Below are 19,862 nucleotides of genomic sequence, written 5' to 3'. Positions count from 1 at the left end.
CGTCAGGTGTGACCGGTTGACTGGCCGGAGGATGAGGCCCGCCGGGCTCTGCTGTGTGGGCCGCCGCACCGGACTGCGGCGGCCGGAAGGAATGAGTGATGACCAACCCGTTCGACGATGAAGACGGCCGGTTCTACGTTCTGGTGAACGCGGAGAACCAGCATTCGCTGTGGCCGACGTTCGCGGACATCCCGGCCGGCTGGACCAAGGTGTTCGGCGAGGACAGTCGAGAAGCGTGCCTGGAGTACGTGGAGAAGAACTGGACCGACTTGCGCCCGCAGAGTCTGATCGACGCGATGGAAGCAGACCAGAAGAACGCCTGACCGGCCCGTTCGGGCGACGTTTCACGCTTGGGGAAACCGCGGTCTCGCCGGGTCGGGAGAGGGAGCGATGCCGGCTAGTCGATCGGTGCCGTCGGTGTCGGCGCGGATGCAGGCGACCGGCACCACCGTATTCGGCTTCACCTATCTCGGTATCTTCTTCCTCGCGCCCAGCGATCTCGACCGCTACTTCGCGCTCACCGGCCACTGGTGGCGGTGGCTGGGCATCGCCGTCGTCCTGGCTTCCGCGCTCGCCGTCGTCGCCGTCGGGGTCACCCGCCGGATCGATCGGCTCGAACCGGTGGCCGTCGGCTGTGCCCTCGCCTTCCTCGCGCTGATCGCCGCCTGGTTCGCCGGGTGGGACGGGCACGTGGGCCAGGTTCCGGCGAACGGGTTCGATCACGGCATCGTCTTCATCCCCCAGATCGCGAGCTGCCTGCTGGTGTTGTGCGGCAGGCTCGGCTTCGCGGTCGCGAACCTCGTGGTCGCCGGCGGGCTCAGCCTTCTCGTCGCCTCGATCGCCTCGGGAGGCGTGGCCTGGGTGGACCTCGCCGCGGGACTGTGGGTTCTGGCCCTCGCCGGAATCTATCTGGGCATCTGCTGGGCGGTGATGAGCGCAGCGCACCGGTTCGACGAACAGCGGCAGGAGGCGGCCGCGCGAGCCGTGGCACTGCTGCGGAGCAACGTCCGCGACGCCGAACGGCGCCGGATCGACGCGATGGTGCACGACCGCCTCATCGCGCTTCTGACGGCTCTGCGACCCGGGCCGCTGTCCGTGGGCTTTCGGCAGAGCATCTCGGGTGTGCTCGACGAACTCGCGAACTGGTCGACCGAGGTGGAGCCGGGCGCGGAGCGGATCCGGGCGACCGAGTTCCTGCAGCGACTGCGTCTGTCCGTCGACGATCTCGGTTCCGGGGTCGAGGTGGAAGCCGTGGTCTCCGCTCCGCCGGGCACCGAGTTCCCGGCCGCGGCGGCCGACACCGTGATCGAAGCGGTCGGGGAAGCGGTACGCAACTTCCATCGGCACGCCGGCCCCGAGGCGTCCGGCGCCGTGCTCTGCGGCGTGGGGCCCGACCGGATCAGCGCGGTGGTCGTGGACGACGGAGTCGGATTCGACCCGGAGGCGATTCCTGCGCACCGCATCGGGGTGGCCCTCGGGATTCTGGAACGGATGCGCCAGCTCGACGGCGGCACCAGCCGGGTGGTCAGTGCTCCGGGCGCCGGAACCCGAGTGGAACTCGGCTGGGCCGATCCGGGCGCTGACCGGTGAGCGCCGCTGTGGAGCCCAGAAGAACGATCACCGAACCTGCGGTGCGTCGTGCACCGATGGTGGTGGTGTTGGCCGGATACCTCGTTGCGCTGGGCATTCTGATGGCGGTCCGCGGTGCGGTGGAACCGCGGGGCTTCGCGTACTGGGTCGGCGCCGGCTGCGGGCTGGCGCTCTACACCGCGGCTTTCGCGGTGACGCTCTCTCCGCCCCCGGGGCGATTCGGCCGTAGCCCGGCACTGGTGGCCATCGGTCTGACGCTGGTGGCGCAGGCGGTGGTGTGGGTGGCCGTCGCGGCCGACGGTGTCACCGACGCCCACGCATACCTGCCGATGTTCGTCACGGCCTTCGTGCTGGAGACACTGCTGGTGTTCCGCAGCCGGGCCGTGATCGCCTGGGTGGGTGCACTGAGCGGCATCGCCCTCGGTCTGGTGCTCGGCGCGGTCACCGGCGCGACCCACTGGTGGAGCACCGTCCAGACCACGACGGCGGTGCTCCTCGCCGCAGCCACGGCGGCCACGGCGATGCTGTCGCCGCTGTTCCGGGAACTCGACGCGCTGGCCGCCAGACACGAGCGCGCCTCCGACGAGGAGGGCGCGGGGAAGGCTGCGCTGCTGGCACGTGAGGAGCGGATCGCGCGGATCGACGGGAGGGTGCGTCCGCTGCTGGAGAACGTGCTCGACGCCGATCGGGTCACCGGAGCCGACGTCCGGACCGCACGGCTGATCGAGGCCCTCCTGCGCGATGGCATCCGAGCGCCGTCATTCGACACCTCCGAGGTCCGCAGGGCGGTGTGGCGCGCGAGAGACCGCGGCGTGTCGGTGACCCTGCTCGACGACGGCGGCCTGAGCGAGGTGACCGTCGACGAAGCCGCAGTGATCCTGGCGCAGGTCTCGACGGTCCTGTGCGCCGAACTCGACGCATTATCCGAAGGCGAGGTGGTGGCCCGCGTGGCGCCGCCCGGCCGCTGCCCGGTGGCATCGGTGACGGTGGCGCACGGCGGCACTCGGCGGCGGGTCGAGTTCAGCGGCGGACGCACCCGGGTGGTGGAGTCGTGAACGAACTCCGGATGCGGCGCGGCGCCGCGGTCTGCATGGCGATCACATCGCTGCTCGTGCCGACCCTGATGCTCGCGTACTACGACCAGGTGGTGGTCCTGGTGGAGGTGTGGTGGCTCCCGGTCAGCATCTCGCTCGTCGGCGGATCGGCGACGGCCCTGCTCCTGGACGCGTCGTTCGGGAACGGGCGCCGCGTAGGTCCGCTCTCCCTGCTCCTCGGCGTCGCCAATGCGGCCGCCGTGGTGCTGTGGCTCGTCGCGTGGAAAGGCGGTGCGGCGCCGTCGACGTACGGGTCGCCGCCGATCTGGCCCGCCAACACCGTGGTCCTGCCCGCCGTGGTGATGGCGACGGTGTACCGGCCCCGGGTGACGGTGACGTACACGGCATTCGTGCTGATCCTGCTCGCGACCGCGCAGCAGTACGTGAAGCAGGGGCAACTCGGCACCATCGGCTATGCGAACTCGTTGCTGACCGCCACACTGGTCGGTGTGTTCCTCACGGTGGAGTACTCGATGATGCGTGCGCTGCGCGAGACCGATGCGCGCCGGGACCGAATCCTGGCGGCGAGTGCGAATGCCGCGAGTCGAGCCGCCCGGACGGCTGAGCGAGAGCGGCTCGACGCGGTGGTGCGCGACGGAGTGGTCGCGATGCTCAGACTGGTGTCGGAGAACCCGGCCGACGCCGAGACGAGGAGGGAGGCGGCCACGGCGCTCGCCGACCTCGACGGCCGTTCGGCCCCCTACCGGCCGCCCCTGCACGTCTCGGCTCGCGAGTCGGTCCTCCGGCTGCGAGAGGCGGTGAACGCGATCGGCGACGACACGATGATCGACCTCCGGGTCGACGATCCGGAGATCGAGTACCCGCACGTGCTCGTCGAGTCACTCGTCGACGCGGCCGCCGAAGCGGTCGCCAACGCGGTCACCCATGCCGGGCCGGGATCCTCGCGCGCACTCGTCGGTGTCTTCGACGCACACCTCATCCGTCTCCGGATCGTCGACGACGGCGTCGGCTTCGATCCGGACCGCGTGCCGCCCGACCGTGCGGGCATCGAACTCGGAATCCTCCGCCGCATGCGCGAACAGCCCAGCGGCGGCGCCTGGATCGATTCCTCGGCGTCCGACGGAACGATGGTGTCGCTGGAATGGCGCAGGCCGTGACCGCGACGGTCCGCCGCGCCCCGCGCCCGTCCGGCGACGCGCGGCCCGGCCGGGGACCGGAGACCATGGCGGAGATGCTCGGTCTCGGCCGCCCCGGACTGCGGGTGGCCGTGGGAGCGGTGATGGTCGCGTACGTGGTGGTGGAACTGTTCCTGCCACGGCTCGACCTCAGCTTCGCACAGCTCACTGCGATGGTCGTCGGATCGATCGGTCTGGCCGCATCGTTGTGTCTGGCGACCTGCGGTGTGGACGACCCGCTGTCGCGGCCGGCGGCGATCGTCGTGGTCTGTCTCGGCGCGGCCTCGGGCGCGGTGGTGTGGTGGTCGATTCCGGTGGGACCGGCCAACTGGGTGCGCCCCAGCGCGCCGATGATCGCGTACGCGGTCGCGATGTGTCTGCTGATCGTGCGCGGCCGGGCGAGGTGGGCGTGGTTGGGGTTCGTGCTGGTGATCGGACTGTCGTGCGTGGCGGTGGCGGCGTGGGGCTGGCGTCCGGGCACGGCGGTCCCGGTGGCGCTGCGCATGCTCGCGGCGATGGTGCCGGCCTCGCTGATGATGCTCTACGTCCGGCCGCTGCTGGCGTTCGCCCGCGTGCTCGACCGCCGCGAGGTCGCGGCCGTCCAAGCGAGCGCTGCGCACGAGGCGACGCTGATTCAGCGGCGCGCGCAGCTCGACGCCCTCAACGAGGAGGTCCGGCCCTTTCTGGAACGACTCTCCGTCGGTGACGGGTTCTCGCCCGGCGAGGTGATGCGGGCGCGACTGGTGGAGGCCGAGCTGAGGGATGAGGTCCGCGGCCGCGGCTGGATGTCGCAGCCCGTGCGGGACGCCGCGGCGGCGGCGCGGGAGCGCGGTGTCGATGTCCGGCTGTTCGACGACCGGCGGGTCGACGCGCGGGGCGGGGTCGCCGACGGCCCCCTCCACGCCGAACTCGTCGCGGTGCTCACCCGGGCGCGGCGGGGCGGGGTGACCGCCCGTCTGCTTCCTGCCGGCCGGGACGTGGTGGCGTCCATCGGCGAATCCGACGGCACCCGCACGCGGCGGCGCGTGTGCGCGGTCTCGACCGCCGGTGAACTGGCCTGGAGAGACGACACCGGCGGCGCATCCTCGGACTGAGGAGCGCCGCCGGTGCGGAGACTGAGTCGAGATCCCCGGTCAGTGCTTGGGCATCATCGAGGTCAGCGTGGTGACCGAGGCGCCGGCCAGCTTCCACTGTCCGTCCTGCTTCACCATCGCGAGCTGGATGTCGACCGGTGCCGGAGCGTGCGGCGACTTGACGGCGGTCACGGCCACCGCCTTGTTCTCACCGTCGGCCTTGACCGACTTCACGGTGTAGGCGTCGGGGGTGTAGCCGGCCGGACCGGAGGCCTTGGCGAAGGCGTTGAGCGCCTCGGCCGACCCGGGAGTCGAGGTGTCGACGACCTTGGAGAGGTCGTCGATCGAGGTGTTGCCGTCGACCGCGGTCCGGATGATCTCCTGTGCCTTGGCGTTGTCGAGGCCTTCGACACCGGCCATGGCGCTCGATTCGACGCTCGCCGACTGCGAAGCGGAGGCGGTGCTCGCGGTGTCGTCGTCGGAGTTCGAGCATGCCGCCAGCAGTGCGGTGGTGGCGGCGACGGCCGCGAGCGCGGCGGCGGGGCGACGGAGGTTTCGGATGGCGGTCATGGCTCTCCTAGTGGTCAGACGGGATTATTTAGGCAAGCCTAACAGCAGATGTCGCCGTCAGGGTGCCGGGGTGAGCACGGTCGCATCGTCGAAGGTCATCGACAGGTCGGCCACCGACGACGCCATCAGCGCGCGCCGGGACAGATCCAGGCGCCGCAGTTCGTCCGCGATCGGGTGGTCGCCCAGCGTCAGGCGCGCGCCACCCAGTCGGGTCCTGGTTCCCGAGGTGGAGGTCAGACGCCACGGGGTCCGGCGCGCGACGCCGTCGAGTTGCGAATACGCCTGCAGAACGGTGTCGCGCGCGCTGTCGGGAACCGGGACGCCACGGCTCACGGTGAGGTCGGCGATGAGCCTGCCGTCCTGGCTGACGCGTCCGTGCTTCACCGCCGAGTCGTGGTCGACCTCGAAATCGGCGAGGATCTTCGGGAAGCCCCAGATCCCGCGGCCGGCCGCCAGAGTGAACTCGCCGTCCACCGGCAGATCGTGGATCAACGCATGGGCGTCGGCCGACGCCAGGGATCGCATCGCGGACAGCGCCGAGGCCTGCCGCCCGGGCGGCTGCATGAGGAAGCAGACGCCGAACTCGTTGTACGGCCCGAGGTCGCCGTCCCGGTAGTCGACGAAGACGAGCATGCACAGTGCTCGTCCGCGGCGCACCTGCAACGGTGCCAGGTCCAGGTCGCCGCGGCGGCGGACGGCGGCGCGCACGGCTTCGGTGTCGGCGGTGAACCCGGCGACGAAGCAGCGTGCCGACCGGATCCGTACGGGCATCTCGACGTCGACGCCCAGAACGTCGTGAACTCGCATGTCAGTCATCTGTCTCACGCTACGTCGTGAGTCTGGCGTTGCGGGTGAGTTCCCTGGTGAAGGAGATGGCGCATGTCACGGACTTTGGTCCCCCGAACGAAGGAACACCGAGATCTTGTCGGAGGCGTTCGATAGTTTGAAGACGTCCGAGATGTTCGTATCGGACAGGGGATGGGGAGATGACGAAGCACATGGACGACGACGGCGGTCCGCGGACGCCCGAGTCCGGGGTCGTTCGCGTCGGGATGGTCGACGACCACCAGTCGCCGGTATGGGGGATCGAAAGGATTCTGGAGCGTCAGGACGACCTCGAACTCGTCGGCTCCGCACCCACCGTGGCCGAGCTCCTGGACAAGGCGACGGATCTCGACGTCGTGATCCTCGACCTGCGTCTCAATGACGGAACCACCCCGCGGGAGAACGTCAGCACGCTCGCCGATCACGGCATCGTGACGGTCGTCTACACCTCCGGTGAGCATCCGGACCTGCTGCGCTCGGCTGCCCGCGCGGGGACGCTCGCGGTGGTTCTCAAGTCCGCCTCCGAGGAGGAGATCCTCGCCGCGATCCGCGCCGCGGCCGGCGGCGAGGAAGTGCTGACCACCGAGTGGGCGGCCGCCATCGACGGTGACCCGAACCTCGATGCCGTCGACCTGAGTCCGCAGCTGCAACGAGTGCTGACGCTGTACGCGTCCGGCGGGACGTCGGTCAGCGTCGGACAGGAGTTGGGTGTCACCCCGGACACGGTCAACGAGTACCTGAAGCGGATCCGGCAGAAGTACGCCGATGCGGGCCGTCCCACGCGCACCAAACTCGACCTGTTCAAACGTGCGGTCGAAGACGGCTGGCTCCCGATGCCGCTCCGGGACTCCTGAGGGGCCTTCTCCGCTGCTCACATGCCGTGCGTCACAGCGCGCGGAACGCCCGAAGATGTCCCTATTTCTGGGTCTACCGGGGCGGCGACGCCGTTCGTAACGTTGATTGTGAGCCTGGGCGATTCCTGTTCAGGTGCCAACCACAGCCGGTCGGGGATTTGACAGGAGGATCGCCTGTGAGCGTTGCCGAACTCGAGGTCGGAATCAACGATGGGCGGGTGCCCCGCATGACGGCGCCGGTGGTCGATGCAGCAGTACTGCCGCATCTGGTCGTCGCACCTCCGTCGCGACCCGCACTGTCGACACGTGAGGTCGAAGTGCTCCTCGCGTGGATGGCGGCGGAGTCGAAAGAGGACGCCGCGAACAAACTCTTCATCTCTCAGTCGACCGTGAGCACGCATATTTCGCGGATTCGTGCCAAGTACGCGGCCGTCGGCCGCCCGGCACCGACGAAAGCGCACCTTCTCGCTCGCGCATTGCAGGACGGGTATACGACACTAGAGGAGTGGTGACCCGGACTTTCATCAGAAGTCGCCGCCCGCTGTCCGGATCTCCGGACGGCGGGCGGCGACATTCGATGGGAACGGTTCTCGGCGGCGACCCTCAGCGTGACCGCGTCCGAACCTCCCTGGCCAGGTTCGTCGGAATCGGCTATCTCATCTACGCGGTGATCGCGCTGCCGCAGATGGCGTCTGAAGCCGATGGACGGCTGCCGCAGTGGTACCCGGTGGCCGCCGCCCTGCTCGCCTTCGGCCCGGGCTTCGCACTGTTGGCGGCCTCGCTGGTGAGAGCCTGGCATCGCGGCATCGCGGCCCTTGCACTCTCGTGCGCGATCGGCCTGTTCGCCGCGGCGGTGCTGTGGCTGGCGCTGTGCCGCGCCGAGACACAGAGCCCGGCGTTCTGGATCCTCGACTTCGCCGGCCTGGTGGGCATGGCAGCGGTCCTGGTGCGGCCGGTCCGCGAGGCGATCGCACTGCTGGCCGTCGCCAAGCTTCTGGGTGCGATGGTCGCGGTCTGGTACGTCACCGGCGCCGATGTGTGGTCGGCGGTGGAGGAGGCGCTCTTCGGGATCGTGTTCACGTCGGTGTGTGTTCTGTTGGCCCATCGGGTGCTGCGGCTCGGCGCGGAACTCGACGAGTCCCGATCGAAAGCCGAATCGGCAGTCGCTCAGGGAGTGGCAGAGGTGGAGGCGGCGCGGGTCGACGCCCTCATTCACGACTATGTGCTCTCGACCTTCGTGGCGGTGGCGGCCGACCGGGACGACCCACGAGTGGCCGACCAGGCCGCCGGTGCACTCGAGGCGCTGGACCGGCTGGCCGATGAGGCGGGAACGCCCGACGACGTGGGCGCCAGGGAGGCGGTGGCCCGGCTGCGGGCGGTGATCGCGCGGATCGACGGCGATCTGCCGGTGACGGTCGAGATCGACGACCACGCGATCGCCTGTCCCGACACGGTGATCTCGGCGTTGGCCGAGGCAGCCGCCGAGGCCGTGCGTAACAGCGTCGTCCACGCCGGCGCCGCGGCTGCGACGGCGGTGTTCATCGGAATCGGGCCCGACCTGATCCAGATCGTGGTGACCGACGACGGGGTGGGCTTCGATCCCGAATCGGTGTCGGCGGACCGCCTCGGGCTGGCGCTGAGCATCCGCCATCGCGTCGGCGCGCTCCGCGGTGGAGAGGCCGTCGTCGTCAGCAGGCCGGGACAGGGCTGCACTGTCCGTCTGCGCTGGTCACCGGCGGCGGTGAGCGTCGGATGACCGCGCCGGATCGGGTTGCGGCAGACCGCGCCGCCCAGCAGGGGAGTGCCGACGTCGCGACCGTGCTCGGTCTGCGGAGCCGGGGCGCGGCGCTGGTGGTGGCCTGTGCTTGGACGGCGTTCGCCGCACTCGGTCTGGCCAGCGGCGACGTGCGGGCGCCGGCCGCGTATGTCGGCGGGTTCGTGATCCTGGGCGCCGGCTGGGTCGCCGGACTGCGCTCGCCGTCCGACCCGATGCGGCCGTGGCACGCGGTCGCCGTGGCGGCGTCCGGCGTGGCCGCGTCCGGGCTGTCCGTCTGGGCGGCCGAGGTGAGCGACCGTGCGGCAGTCTTGTCACTCGGCGGCGCCGTGGCATTGACGTCGCTGGTCCTCGCGGTGCGCGGGCAGATCGCGATCGCGTGGGCGGGCGGACTCCTGGGCGTGCTCGCCACGGCCGTGGCGGCCCAGGCTCGCGACATCGACTTCGTGACGGCGGCGCAGATCGCGGTGCCCGGGAACATCGGGATACTGGCAGCGGCCACCTTCTTCGCGATGATCATCCGGCCACGCGTCCGGCAGATCAGTGCCATGCGCAGGCTGCGAGAACGGGGCCTGCGAGAACGGGGCCTGGGGGAACGGGGCGGGGCGGACGGGGAGCCCCTGGCGGTCCGCGGCGACCGCATCCGACAGCTGCAGGACGGGGTGCGGCCGCTGCTCGAGCGCATCGCCTCGGGTGAACCGCTGACCGACCGGGAAGTGGCGATGTGTCTGCTCGTGGAGGCCGGCTTGCGCGACCGCATCCGGGCTCCGGGGCTCGATGTCCCCGAACTGGCCGAGGCCGCGTGGCAGGCGCGAGCACGCGGCGTCCGCGTGCTGCTGCTGGACGACCGGAAGGCAGCGCCGGTCCTCGACAGCACCGTGCTGCACGACGTCCGGCAGGCCGCCGTCGGGGTGCTGACGGGGGCGCGCGCCGGCGCGCAGGTCACGGTGCGGCTCCTGCCCGAGCGGCGAGACCGGTACGCCACGATCGCCGTCGCCGAGGACGGTTCCGCCCGCAGGATCGACTTTCCACCGGAGCCCGCCGAAGGCGGACGGCCGGCACGGTGAGCACTCGCAGGCGAGGTTTCCCCAGGTCCCGGCGCTGAACTGATTTGGCTGCAGCAGGGGGATCGGCCTACACTAGAGCGGTTGCCTGCGGCGTGTGCGCCGCGAGTCGAGCCGCGAACCCACTGCGGCGTCCTCCGGAATCCGGGGAACGCCCAGGCAGGCGCGGGTTTCGATGGTGACAGACCGTGTGCGTCGGGTCGGAAATCCGGCGGACATAAGTATCCAGGTCAAGGAGACTACGCAGTGATTCAGCAGGAATCGCGGCTGCGCGTGGCCGACAACACCGGTGCGAAGGAGATCCTCTGCATCCGTGTTCTCGGTGGATCGTCGCGGCGCTACGCCGGCGTGGGTGACGTCATCGTCGCCACCGTCAAGGACGCCATCCCCGGCGGAAACATCAAGAAGGGTGAGGTCGTCAAGGCCGTCATCGTGCGCACCGTCAAGGAGCGCCGTCGCCCGGACGGCTCGTACATCAAGTTCGATGAGAACGCGGCCGTCATCCTCAAGAACGAGAGCGACCCGCGCGGTACCCGCATCTTCGGCCCGGTCGGCCGCGAGCTGCGTGACAAGCGCTTCATGAAGATCGTTTCGCTCGCACCGGAGGTGATCTGACCCATGAAGATCCATAAGGGTGACACCGTCATCGTCATCGCGGGCAAGGACAAGGGCGCCAAGGGCAAGGTCATCGAGGCCTACCCGAAGCGCGAGCGCGTGCTCGTCGAGGGCGTCAACCGCATCAAGAAGCACACCAGCGCCTCGGCGAACGAGCGCGGTGCGGAGTCCGGCGGCATCGTGACGCAGGAGGCTCCGATCCACGTCTCGAACGTGATGATCGTCGACGCCGACGGCAACCCGACCCGCGTCGGTTACCGCCGCGACGAGGAGACCGGCAAGAACGTCCGCATCTCCCGCAAGACCGGGAAGGACATCTGATATGACCACTTCTGAGAAGGTCCAGCCTCGCCTGAAGCTCAAGTACCGCGAGGAGATCAAGGGCAAGCTGAACGAAGAGTTCAACTACGCCAACGTCATGCAGATCCCCGGCGTCGTCAAGGTCGTCGTGAACATGGGTGTCGGCGACGCCGCCCGTGACGCCAAGCTGATCAACGGTGCCGTCGCCGACCTGGCGCTCATCACCGGTCAGGCTCCGGAGATCCGCCGCGCCCGCAAGTCCATCGCGCAGTTCAAGCTGCGTGAGGGCATGCCGATCGGTGCGCGCGTCACCCTCCGCGGCGACCGCATGTGGGAGTTCCTCGATCGCCTCGTGTCGATCGCCCTCCCGCGTATCCGCGACTTCCGCGGTCTGAGCGACCGCCAGTTCGACGGCAACGGCAACTACACCTTCGGCCTCAACGAGCAGTCGATGTTCCACGAGATCAACATCGACTCGATCGACCGGCCGCGTGGCATGGACATCACGGTCGTCACCTCGGCCACCACGGACGACGAAGGCCGTGCGCTGCTTCGCGCTCTGGGCTTCCCGTTCAAGAGCAACGACGCAGCCGCGAACTGAGATAGGGACAACTGAGATGGCAAAGAAGGCTCTGGTCAACAAGGCCAACAAGAAGCCCAAGTTCGCAGTCCGGGGTTACACCCGCTGCAACAAGTGCGGACGCCCGCACTCGGTGTACCGCAAGTTCGGCCTGTGCCGCGTCTGCTTCCGCGACATGGCGCACGCCGGCGAGCTGCCGGGTGTGCAGAAGTCCAGCTGGTGACTTCCCGCCGATAGGCATGTGACGAGGACCCGTCTCCTTCAAGGAGGCGGGTCCTCGTCCGTTCTGCGGCGCGGCCGAGGGTGAATGTCCGCTGCCGTGCCCGCGCGAGTGGCAGGATTCGACGCATGTGCTTCAGCGCGACTGCGAGTTTCGTGGGCGCCGGTGTGATCACCGCGGTGGGCGCCACCACCCTGTGCCTGGTCCGGGATGTGCGGCAGCTGCCCTTCGCGGCGCTGCCGTTGCTCTTCGGGGTGCATCAGGCGCTGGAGGGATGGACTTGGCTGGCGCTCGGCGACCGCAGCGAGGCGCTGCTCTCCGGCGCAGGCGTGCACATGTGGGTGATGTTCGCGTGGGCCGTGCTGCCTGCCTACATCCCGTGGGCCGTGTGGCTGATGGAATCGGAGCCACACCGGCGCCGGTTGCAGACGGTTCCGCTGGGAGTCGGCGCGGTGCTCGCGGTGTACATGCTGTATCTCGCGATCCAGCCCGGTATCAGCGTCGCGGTGGTCGACGGCAACCTCGACTACCGGCTCGGCGTCCCGTTCAGTGCTGCCTGGCTGGCCGTTCCCTATGTGTTCGCCACCTGCGTCGCGCCGATGTCGAGCTCGCACCGCTACGTCGTCGCGATGGGAGCGGGCAATCTCGTCGCGATGAGCGTCGCCGCGGTGATGAACGCCGCGGGATACGCCTCGATCTGGTGCACCTTCGCCGCATTCCTCAGCTTGATCGTGTTCGCACACTTCGCGGTGGAACAGCGGAACCGGAGGCTCGCCGCGTAGCGTCCAGACACCGATGGCCCCACCGTATTCGGCGAGGCCATCGGGTTCGGGACGGGATGCGGCGCATCCGTGGTTCGCAAGGGTCCGGCGGATGTCGGATGAGTCCGATCTCGCAGCCGGTCCGGTCAGGTGCACTGACAGCGTACGGCGCGTCGGCTCCGACCGCAGGCTAATGCGATTCGGACGGGGTGCGCTTGCGCCCGGCGAGCAGGTACACGGTGGGCAGGAGCCCCGCGGAGTTCACTCCGCCGAGCACCACGGTCCAGACCAGTTTCGGGCCGTTGACCTGGCTCTTGTCGCGTGACCGCAGATCGCGGATCGCCCAGACGCGCAGGCCCGCGTCGACCGCGGCCATCGAGATGATCCCCGCACGTGCGGCGGGTGAGAGTTCGGCCCACTTCTTCCTCATGTCTCCAGTCTGCCAGGCTCCGCGGACCCGCGGAGCCGGCGACGGGGATTCCGCTGCTCACCAGGCGCGGTGCCTGCGCTAGATTCACCTCGGGCTGATCGGGCCTCGGACGCCTCACGCGTCTGCCGCATGCAGGTCGAAGACGGACTCGGAGGTGGTCGATGTCGGTGTGGCTGTCCTCGAACCTCGACAACGCCGCGTCGCTGGTCCACCACGGCGGCGAACTGGCGGGGATCGTGGCCTTCGCGGCGTCCGGTGCGCTGCTGTCCGTGCGGCGCGACCTCGACGTCGTGGGCATCGTGCTGCTGGCCGCGGCGACCGCGCTCGGCGGAGGCATCATCCGCGACGTGATCATCGGGAAGACGCCTCCGACGGCCTTCACCGACCTGCGTCTGGTGGCAGTGGCCGTCGCGACCGCGCTCGTGATCTTCGTGTGGCACCCGCCGGCCCGGCTGACCCGATGGCCGCTGGAGGTGGCCGATGCGGTGGGTCTCGGCCTGTTCGCGGTCACCGGCACCGTGACCGCCTACGAGCACGGGCTCAGCGCGCCCAGCGCGGCGATGCTCGGTCTGACGACGGCGATCGGCGGCGGCATCATCCGGGACGTGCTCTCCGGATCGGTGCCCGCGGTGCTGCGGTCAAACGAGCATCTCTACGCGATTCCGTCGCTGGTCGGCGCGGCGGTGACGGCGCTGCTGCTGCACCTCGGCGTCTATCGGCCGTGGGTGGGGTTGCTGTGCGCGGCGCTGGTGACCGTGGTTCGTCTGGCGTCGCTGCGCTACGGCTGGCACGGTCCGCGCCCCTGGTACACCAAGACGGCGCGGCGGGACGATCGATGAGCACCGGAATGAAACGGCCGTGCGGTTCACGCCGCGGCATCGGACGTGGCACGCTCGAAGGTGTGGATTCCAAGCAGAAGCGCGCGACGGTGATCACCGTCTCCGACCGGTCGTTCGCCGGCGAACGCGAGGACGTCTCCGGTCCGCTGGCGGCCGATCTCCTCGGGGAGGCGGGCTGGAGCGCCGAGGTGATCGTCGTCCCCGACGATCGCGACGCGATCTCGAGTGTGATCGTCGAAGTGGTGGAGGCCGGTTCGGGTCTTGTCGTCACGACCGGCGGCACCGGCGTCTCGCCCCGCGATGTGACGCCCGAGGCCACGGCACCGCTGCTGACGCGTGAACTGCCCGGCGTGGCAGAGGAGATCCGGCGGGTCGGCATCGCGGCACTGCCGCACGCGATGCTCTCCAGGGGCGTCGCGGGCATGCGGCGCGGTTCCCTCGTGGTGAATCTGGCGGGGTCGACCGGCGCGGTGCGCGACGGTGTCCCCGTGATCGTGCAGATCGCCGAGCACGCCGTCGCTCAGGCCGCCGGAGGCGATCACCGATGATCGTCCTCGCCCGGATCAGTGACGTCGACCTCGACGTCGCGGCCCATGTGAACGCCGTAGCGGCACCGGATGCGGGCGCCACCGCGCTGTTCGTGGGGACGGTGCGCGACAACGATCCCGACGCGCGCGGGCAGGTAGTGGAACTGGAGTACAGCGCTCACCCCGACAGCGAGCGCATCCTGCGCGAGATCGCGGAGCGCGTCGACCGACCCGGAGTGCGGATCGCGGTCAGCCACCGGGTCGGCCGGCTGCCGGTCGGCGGCGTCGCGATCGTCGCAGCGGTCTCGTCGGTGCATCGCGGTGACGCCTTCGACCTCGATCGCGATCTGGTGGAGACGGTGAAGGCCGAACTGCCGATGTGGAAGAAGCAGATAGAGAGCGACGGCTCGCACACGTGGGTCGGCTTGGGCCGGGTCGCGACATGACCGGCCGCGAGCTCGTCGATCGATTCGGCCGCGTGCACCGAGATCTCCGGATCTCCCTGACCGACCGGTGCAACCTCCGGTGCACCTACTGCATGCCCGCCGAGGGCGTGCCGTGGATCCCGCGTCCCGAACTGCTGACCACCGACGAGATCATCCGTCTGGCGTCGGTCTTCGCGTCGCTGGGGATCGTCGAGGTACGGCTGACCGGGGGCGAGCCGCTGCTTCGACCCGACCTGGCGGACGTGGTGCACCGGCTCTCGGCGATCGAGGGCGCGGACGGACCGCTGCGCGTCTCCATCACCAGCAACGGGATCGGACTGGACACGCGGGCTCGGGAACTGGCCGATGCGGGTCTGGAGAGGTTCAACATCAGCCTCGACACGCTGCGACCGGACCGGTTCGCGACGCTGACGCGCCGGGACCGGCTCGACGACGTGCTCCGCGGAGTCGCCGCCGCACAGGTCACCGGCCTCACACCGCTCAAGATCAACACCGTCGCGATGCACGGCGTCAACGACGACGAGCTGACCGACCTCGTCCGTTTCGCGCGCGAGCACGGCGCTCAATTGCGATTCATCGAGCAGATGCCGCTCGATGCCGGGCACACCTGGTCCAGGGCGCAGATGGTCACCGGTGACGACATCCTCGCGGCCTTGTCGGCGGAGTTCGCCCTCAGCGCGTGCGACGACCGCGGCTCGAATCCGGCACAGCTGTACACGGTCGACGGCGGGCCCACCACCGTCGGGGTCATCGCCTCGGTGACCGCGCCGTTCTGCGGTTCATGCGACCGGGTGCGACTCACCGCCGACGGACAGCTCCGGAACTGCCTGTTCGCACGCGGTGAATCGGATCTGCGCGCGCTGCTGCGTTCCGGGGCACCGGACGAACGGATCGAGTCGGCCATCCGCGAGTCGGTGACCGCGAAGCTCGCCGGACACGGCATCGACGATCCCGGCTTCCTGCAACCCGACCGTCCGATGTCCGCGATCGGCGGGTGAGCCGGAGCCGGTGCCGTCAGCCGCCGGCGAAGGGCGGCAGGACGTCCACGGTGGCGTCGGCCGCCGCGACCGTCTCGTCGGTGGCGCGGACCCCGTCCACCAGGATCGAACAGCAGCTCAGCACTCGCTCGAACTCGGGGCCCAGTTCTCCGGACAGCCGAGCCTTCAAGTCGCCGACCGCCGCGGAACCGTCAGCGGTCTGCTCCGAACGGCCCGCGGCCTCCGCGGCTCCCGCGAAGTAACGGATGATCATTCGGCCGATCTCTTCTCCACCAGTTCGTGCACCCGTGCGGCCGCATCCTCTGCCGACATGCCGTTCGCGACGGCGAGGCCGATCAGATAGGTCGTGATGGGGCCGGCCGGGCGCAGGATCGAGTGAGCGACATCGCGGGTCACATCCAGCAGCAGCGCGGTGGGCACCTCGGCCTTATTCAGACCCAGGGCCGGGGCGAGTTCCTGCGCCCAGCGGTCCAGTCCGGGGGGATAGGCGGTCACGATTCGTCCTCCGTATCGACGGTTCGGGTGGTCAACCGATAATCGCGCACGTCGTCCCAGGTGTCGAGGTCGATCGCGGCGCCGGCTCGGTCGACCACCGTGCGCAGCGACAGCCCCGCGGTCAGCGCCCGCATCGACGCGTCGCGCGCACTGGTCAGCGCGGCGACCGCCCGGCGAAGCGACGCCGTCCGGTACCGTCCCGCCAGCCACTGGATCCGGCCGTCGGCGTCTTCCAGGACCACCGCGTCGTCCACGGCGGCGAGAGCGACGTCCCGGAGTTGCGCGACCACCGCCTCGGCTCGGGGCAGGTCGCAGGCGAGCAGCCACACCTCGGCGCTGTCGCCGACGGCCCCGAGTGCCGCGGCCAGTCCGGCCACCGGACCGCCGAACGGGGGATCCTCCCGGATCACCTGCACACCCGGCCGGCCCACGCTCTGCGGTCCGACCGCGATCACCGGGTCGGCGCCGGCGAGTGCGTCGTACACGGCGTCGATCAGCGTGCGCCCGCCGATGTCGATGCTCGCCTTGTCGGCACCGCCCATGCGGGCGGCACGACCTCCGGCGAGCACGATGGCCGCGGTCATCGCACCCAGTCGCCGCTCTTGCCGCCGGTCTTGCGCACCAGCCGGACGTTCTCGATCTCGACCGATTTGTCGAGGCCCTTCACCATGTCGACGAGCGCCAGCGCGGCGACGCTGACGGCGGTGAGCGCCTCCATCTCCACCCCCGTGCGATCGGCGGTGCGGACCGTCGCAGAGACGGTGACGCCGTCGTCGACGATCGCGAGGTCGACGGCCGCGCCGTGCACGCCGATCACATGGGCCAGCGGCAGCAGTTCCGGAGTGCGTTTGGCGGCCGAGATGCCCGCGATGCGCGCCACCGCCAGCACATCGCCCTTAGGGACCGCGCCGTCGCGGAGGGCGGCGACGATCTGCGGCGAGCACCGGACGAAGCCCTGCGCGGTCGCACTGCGGACCGTCGGATTCTTCTCGGTCACGTCGACCATGCGTGCCTGGCCCGCATCGTCCAGGTGAGTGAAGGGGCCGCCGCTCATGACAGCACCATCACGGTGACGGGATCTCCCTCGAATATCTCCACCACGTCCGCGGGCACGATCGCCAGCGCGGAGGCGTCGGCGAGCGAGGACACCAGGTGTGAGCCACTGCCGCCGCGGGAGGCCGGCCGGACGGTCTGTGCGTCGGCCACCGCGGGAAGGATCTGGACCCGGTCGGCGCGGCTGCGCCAGCCCGTCGCGGCGCGCCGGACCACGCGCGGCCGATCGAGGTCGGTGTGCCCGGCCATCTTCCGCAGGGCCGGCCGCACGAACATCTCGAACGACACCGCGACGCTGACCGGGTTGCCGGGCAGGCAGAACACCGGGATTCCCGTGCGTTCGGCGCTCGGGCCGCGCACTCCGAGCAGCCCGAAGCCCTGCGGTTTGCCGGGCTGCATCGCCACGGTGGTGAACTCGATGCCGCCCACCCCGTTCAGGACCGCTTTGACCACGTCGAACGCGCCGACGCTGGCGCCGCCGGTGAGGACGACCGCGTCCACGTCCGGATCGGCGAGAGTCCGCCGGAGGGCTTCCTCGTCGTCCTCGACGGTCGCCGTCCAGCCCACTTCGGCGCCCGCCTCCGTCACCGCGGCCGACAGCAGCACGGAGTTGGATTCCGGGATCTGCCCGCGGCGGGGCGTCTGCGAGGGTTCGACGAGTTCGGTTCCGGTCGAGATCACCGCGACCCGGGGCCGGCGGTAGGCCAGGACCCGGTCGTGTCCGGCCGACGCGATCGCCGACACCTGCCACGGGCCGAGAACCGTGCCCGCCGAAACGGCGACGGCGCCCGCCGGTGCGTCCTCGCCGGATCGCCGGATGTGGGCGTGCGGTTTCGGTTCCACCGTGACGGTCACGCTGTCCGGGGGCGTCGCCAGGATCTCGGTGCCGAGGTCCGTGTGCTCCAGTGGGACGATCGCGTCGGCGTCGGTGGGAACCGGCGCGCCGGTCATGATCCGGACGGCCTCTCCGGCGCCGATCGGCGGGTCGTCCGGACTGCCCGCGGGAACGTCGGCGACCACCTTCAGCGTCGCGCCCACCGCTGCGTCGACGCGCCGGACGGCGTAACCGTCCATCGCGGAGTTGTCGAACAGCGGGACCGGCCACCGGTTGGTGACGTCCTCGGCGAGGACGAGCCCGGCCGCACTGTGAATGGAGAGGATGGTCGCGGGCAGGCGCGACACGGTTGTCTGAATCCGGGAGCGGTGCTCGTCGACGGTGATCACTCGGGACTCCGGTCCGCACGCAAAGGCATGGCCTCAGCCTATCGGCTCGGGATCGGTCGGGTGCGCAGCCCGGGAGCGCAGGCGCCGGTCGCGGTCGGCGGAAGGCCCGGGCGATCGCGAGTCCTCAGATGCGCAGCGCAAGGCGAGCGAGCTGCCGCAGATGCGTATAGGTTCAGTCGTTATGACCGTGTTTCGGATTCGGGAAGCCGCGGACCTCCTCGGCGTCAGCGACGACACCCTCCGCAGATGGATCGAACAGGGCCGGATCGCATCGGGGACCGACGACTCGGGCCGCGCCACTGTCGACGGCGCCGACCTCGCAGGCTTTCTCGCCTCCGCGGAATCGGGGCGCCACGATCCGGTGACGCGCGGCACCAGCGCCCGGAACCGCTTCGTCGGGATCGTCACACATGTTCAGTCCGACCCGGTGATGAGCCAGGTGGAGATGCGCAGCGGCCCGCACCGGGTGGTGTCGCTGATGTCGACCGAGGCGGTGAGGGAACTCGGATTGGAAGTGGGATCCCTTGCGACCGCGACGGTCAAAGCGACGGCGGTGGTCGTGGAGACCCCGTCGGGAAGGAGTGCCGTCTGATGAAGAAGTTCGTGGCCGCAGTGCTCGGACTGATGCTGCTGGTAGCCGGATGCAGCAGTCAGAAGCAGGCGTCGGACGGTGCCTCGGCGCCGATCAGGATCTTCGCCGCGGCCTCGCTGCAGGGATCGTTCGACGAACTGGCCAAGTCCTTCACCGCGGCGCACCCGGAGTACTCGGTGGCGCCGATCGTGTACGACGGCTCGCAGGCCCTCGCGACCCAGATCGTGGAGGGCGCCGACGTCGACGTCATCGCCTTCGCGGACCAGTCGAGTCTCACGCCGGTCACCGACGCCGGTGTCACCGACGCGGGCACCGTCTTCGCGACCAATACGATGCAGATCGCCGTCGCGCCGGGCAACCCGAAGCACGTCACGAGCCTGGCCGACCTGACGAAGCCCGGAGTCACCACCGTGCTCTGCGCTCCGGAGGTGCCCTGTGGCGAGGCCTCGCGCAAGCTGCTCGCCGCCGCGCACGTCGACGTCTCGCCGGTCAGCGAGGAGACCAACGTGACCTCGGTGGTCAACCGCGTCGAGGCGGGCGAGGCCGACGCCGGTCTGGTCTACAAGACCGATGTGGCCGCCTCGAACGGCAAGCTGATCGGCATCACTCCCGCCGACGTTCAGGTCGCGGTCAACCGTTACCCGATCGCGGTGTCGAAGAAGGCTCCGTCGCCGGCAGCCGCCGCTGCCTTCACCGCCTACGTCCTCTCGCCCGCGGGACAGAAGATCCTGGCGAAGTACGGTTTCGGCGCGCCGTGACCTGTTCCCGGCCCGAGGCCGCCACGTCGCCACCGAGGCCCCGG

General features: G+C 70.0%; 28 protein-coding genes. 20 read left to right on the top strand and 8 right to left on the bottom strand.

Features of this window, described 5'->3' with window-relative positions:
• The first annotated feature begins 98 nt into the window (after positions 1–98).
• The 5 genes from Y710_RS00580 (at position 99) to Y710_RS00560 (ending at position 4,914) form a co-directional block, all read left to right on the top strand.
• Positions 99–323: an MbtH family protein gene (locus Y710_RS00580; RefSeq protein ID WP_006895631.1), complete on the top strand. Its 225-nt coding sequence runs from the start codon at positions 99–101 to the stop codon at positions 321–323.
• Between the two features lie 67 nt (positions 324–390).
• Complete coding sequence (locus Y710_RS00575) at positions 391–1,590, top strand: sensor histidine kinase (protein ID WP_062365890.1); 1,200 nt, start codon at positions 391–393, stop codon at positions 1,588–1,590.
• Between the two features lie 41 nt (positions 1,591–1,631).
• Complete coding sequence (locus Y710_RS00570) at positions 1,632–2,645, top strand: hypothetical protein (RefSeq protein WP_231875643.1); 1,014 nt, start codon at positions 1,632–1,634, stop codon at positions 2,643–2,645.
• A complete protein-coding gene (locus Y710_RS00565; protein WP_231875642.1) occupies positions 2,642–3,802 on the top strand; it encodes an ATP-binding protein in 1,161 nt (386 codons plus the stop codon). Before Y710_RS00570 ends, Y710_RS00565 begins: the two co-directional genes overlap by 4 nt.
• Positions 3,787–4,914, top strand: coding sequence for a hypothetical protein (locus tag Y710_RS00560; protein ID WP_062365886.1), 1,128 nt, complete (start codon positions 3,787–3,789; stop codon positions 4,912–4,914). The genes Y710_RS00565 and Y710_RS00560 overlap by 16 nt, the downstream gene beginning before the upstream one ends.
• Positions 4,915–4,953: 39 nt before the next feature.
• On the opposite strand, the gene Y710_RS00555 is transcribed toward Y710_RS00560, so the two are convergent.
• Together Y710_RS00555 and Y710_RS00550 are read right to left on the bottom strand one after the other, a co-directional pair.
• On the bottom strand, positions 4,954–5,463 hold the full coding sequence (locus Y710_RS00555) for an MTB12 C-terminal domain-containing protein (RefSeq protein WP_006895626.1): 510 nt from the start codon (positions 5,461–5,463) through the stop codon (positions 4,954–4,956).
• Positions 5,464–5,520: 57 nt separating this feature from the next.
• Positions 5,521–6,279: an acetoacetate decarboxylase family protein gene (locus tag Y710_RS00550; RefSeq protein WP_039867056.1), complete on the bottom strand. Its 759-nt coding sequence runs from the start codon at positions 6,277–6,279 to the stop codon at positions 5,521–5,523.
• A gap of 182 nt (positions 6,280–6,461) precedes the next feature.
• On the opposite strand from Y710_RS00550, the gene Y710_RS00545 reads away from it, so the two are divergent.
• The 9 genes from Y710_RS00545 to Y710_RS00505 all read left to right on the top strand — a co-directional run bounded on the left by Y710_RS00545 (position 6,462) and on the right by Y710_RS00505 (position 12,477).
• Complete coding sequence (locus tag Y710_RS00545) at positions 6,462–7,142, top strand: response regulator transcription factor (protein ID WP_062366108.1); 681 nt, start codon at positions 6,462–6,464, stop codon at positions 7,140–7,142.
• 176 nt (positions 7,143–7,318) lie between these two features.
• Positions 7,319–7,654, top strand: coding sequence for a LuxR C-terminal-related transcriptional regulator (locus tag Y710_RS00540; protein ID WP_006895623.1), 336 nt, complete (start codon positions 7,319–7,321; stop codon positions 7,652–7,654).
• A 65-nt stretch (positions 7,655–7,719) separates the two neighbouring features.
• Entirely contained in the window at positions 7,720–8,898 is a 1,179-nt protein-coding gene (locus Y710_RS00535; RefSeq protein WP_006895622.1) for a sensor histidine kinase, read from the top strand.
• Positions 8,895–9,983, top strand: coding sequence for a hypothetical protein (locus Y710_RS19215; RefSeq protein WP_006895621.1), 1,089 nt, complete (start codon positions 8,895–8,897; stop codon positions 9,981–9,983). The genes Y710_RS00535 and Y710_RS19215 overlap by 4 nt, the downstream gene beginning before the upstream one ends.
• A 243-nt stretch (positions 9,984–10,226) precedes the next feature.
• Entirely contained in the window at positions 10,227–10,595 is a 369-nt protein-coding gene (gene rplN, locus Y710_RS00525; RefSeq protein WP_006895620.1) for a 50S ribosomal protein L14, read from the top strand.
• 3 nt (positions 10,596–10,598) lie between these two features.
• Positions 10,599–10,916 carry a 50S ribosomal protein L24 gene (rplX, locus tag Y710_RS00520; protein ID WP_006895619.1) on the top strand — a complete coding sequence of 106 codons (318 nt, stop codon included), beginning with the start codon at positions 10,599–10,601 and terminating at the stop codon, positions 10,914–10,916.
• Between the two features lies 1 nt (position 10,917).
• Complete coding sequence (rplE, locus tag Y710_RS00515; protein WP_006895618.1) at positions 10,918–11,496, top strand: 50S ribosomal protein L5; 579 nt, start codon at positions 10,918–10,920, stop codon at positions 11,494–11,496.
• 16 nt (positions 11,497–11,512) lie between these two features.
• Positions 11,513–11,698, top strand: coding sequence for a type Z 30S ribosomal protein S14 (locus tag Y710_RS00510; RefSeq protein ID WP_006895617.1), 186 nt, complete (start codon positions 11,513–11,515; stop codon positions 11,696–11,698).
• A 125-nt stretch (positions 11,699–11,823) separates the two neighbouring features.
• Positions 11,824–12,477: a DUF6629 family protein gene (locus tag Y710_RS00505; protein ID WP_045537140.1), complete on the top strand. Its 654-nt coding sequence runs from the start codon at positions 11,824–11,826 to the stop codon at positions 12,475–12,477.
• A gap of 169 nt (positions 12,478–12,646) precedes the next feature.
• Here Y710_RS00505 and Y710_RS00500 read toward each other — a convergent pair whose 3' ends face one another.
• On the bottom strand, positions 12,647–12,886 hold the full coding sequence (locus tag Y710_RS00500) for a hypothetical protein (protein ID WP_006895614.1): 240 nt from the start codon (positions 12,884–12,886) through the stop codon (positions 12,647–12,649).
• A gap of 161 nt (positions 12,887–13,047) precedes the next feature.
• Here Y710_RS00500 and Y710_RS00495 point away from each other — a divergent pair, with 161 nt between their 5' ends.
• The 4 genes from Y710_RS00495 to moaA all read left to right on the top strand — a co-directional run bounded on the left by Y710_RS00495 (position 13,048) and on the right by moaA (position 15,696).
• Positions 13,048–13,725: a trimeric intracellular cation channel family protein gene (locus tag Y710_RS00495; protein WP_006895613.1), complete on the top strand. Its 678-nt coding sequence runs from the start codon at positions 13,048–13,050 to the stop codon at positions 13,723–13,725.
• 62 nt (positions 13,726–13,787) lie between these two features.
• Entirely contained in the window at positions 13,788–14,273 is a 486-nt protein-coding gene (locus Y710_RS00490; protein ID WP_039867092.1) for a MogA/MoaB family molybdenum cofactor biosynthesis protein, read from the top strand.
• Positions 14,270–14,698 (top strand): molybdenum cofactor biosynthesis protein MoaE, encoded by a 429-nt coding sequence (locus tag Y710_RS00485; protein WP_045537144.1) that lies wholly within the window; start codon positions 14,270–14,272, stop codon positions 14,696–14,698. The genes Y710_RS00490 and Y710_RS00485 overlap by 4 nt, the downstream gene beginning before the upstream one ends.
• Positions 14,695–15,696 (top strand): GTP 3',8-cyclase MoaA, encoded by a 1,002-nt coding sequence (gene moaA / locus Y710_RS00480; RefSeq protein ID WP_062365885.1) that lies wholly within the window; start codon positions 14,695–14,697, stop codon positions 15,694–15,696. The genes Y710_RS00485 and moaA overlap by 4 nt, the downstream gene beginning before the upstream one ends.
• A 16-nt stretch (positions 15,697–15,712) precedes the next feature.
• Here the strand turns inward: moaA and Y710_RS00475 are convergent, their stop codons facing one another.
• The 5 genes from Y710_RS00475 to glp are packed head-to-tail and all read right to left on the bottom strand — an operon-like array spanning position 15,713 to position 18,468.
• On the bottom strand, positions 15,713–15,949 hold the full coding sequence (locus tag Y710_RS00475) for a MoaD/ThiS family protein (protein WP_006895609.1): 237 nt from the start codon (positions 15,947–15,949) through the stop codon (positions 15,713–15,715).
• Positions 15,946–16,191, bottom strand: a complete 246-nt coding sequence (locus Y710_RS00470) for a DUF6457 domain-containing protein (RefSeq protein ID WP_082083889.1) — start codon at positions 16,189–16,191, stop codon at positions 15,946–15,948. The genes Y710_RS00475 and Y710_RS00470 overlap by 4 nt, the downstream gene beginning before the upstream one ends.
• Entirely contained in the window at positions 16,188–16,775 is a 588-nt protein-coding gene (locus Y710_RS00465; RefSeq protein ID WP_045537148.1) for a molybdenum cofactor guanylyltransferase, read from the bottom strand. Before Y710_RS00465 ends, Y710_RS00470 begins: the two co-directional genes overlap by 4 nt.
• Positions 16,772–17,245, bottom strand: coding sequence for a cyclic pyranopterin monophosphate synthase MoaC (gene moaC / locus Y710_RS00460; protein WP_006895606.1), 474 nt, complete (start codon positions 17,243–17,245; stop codon positions 16,772–16,774). Before moaC ends, Y710_RS00465 begins: the two co-directional genes overlap by 4 nt.
• Positions 17,242–18,468 carry a molybdopterin molybdotransferase MoeA gene (glp, locus tag Y710_RS00455; protein ID WP_045537150.1) on the bottom strand — a complete coding sequence of 409 codons (1,227 nt, stop codon included), beginning with the start codon at positions 18,466–18,468 and terminating at the stop codon, positions 17,242–17,244. The genes moaC and glp overlap by 4 nt, the downstream gene beginning before the upstream one ends.
• Positions 18,469–18,649: 181 nt before the next feature.
• On the opposite strand from glp, the gene Y710_RS00450 reads away from it, so the two are divergent.
• The gene (locus Y710_RS00450; protein WP_062365884.1) at positions 18,650–19,060 is read left to right on the top strand and encodes a TOBE domain-containing protein; all 411 of its coding nucleotides are present in this window, start codon (positions 18,650–18,652) and stop codon (positions 19,058–19,060) included.
• The gene (gene modA, locus Y710_RS00445; RefSeq protein WP_045537154.1) at positions 19,060–19,818 is read left to right on the top strand and encodes a molybdate ABC transporter substrate-binding protein; all 759 of its coding nucleotides are present in this window, start codon (positions 19,060–19,062) and stop codon (positions 19,816–19,818) included. The genes Y710_RS00450 and modA overlap by 1 nt, the downstream gene beginning before the upstream one ends.
• The last annotated feature ends 44 nt before the right edge of the window (positions 19,819–19,862 follow it).

This window comes from Gordonia sp. QH-12 (assembly GCF_001578675.1).
Taxonomy (GTDB): Bacteria; Actinomycetota; Actinomycetes; order Mycobacteriales; family Mycobacteriaceae; genus Gordonia; species Gordonia sihwensis.
The sequence above is the reverse complement of the archived record's forward strand: the minus strand, read 5'-3'. Positions and strand labels throughout refer to the sequence as shown.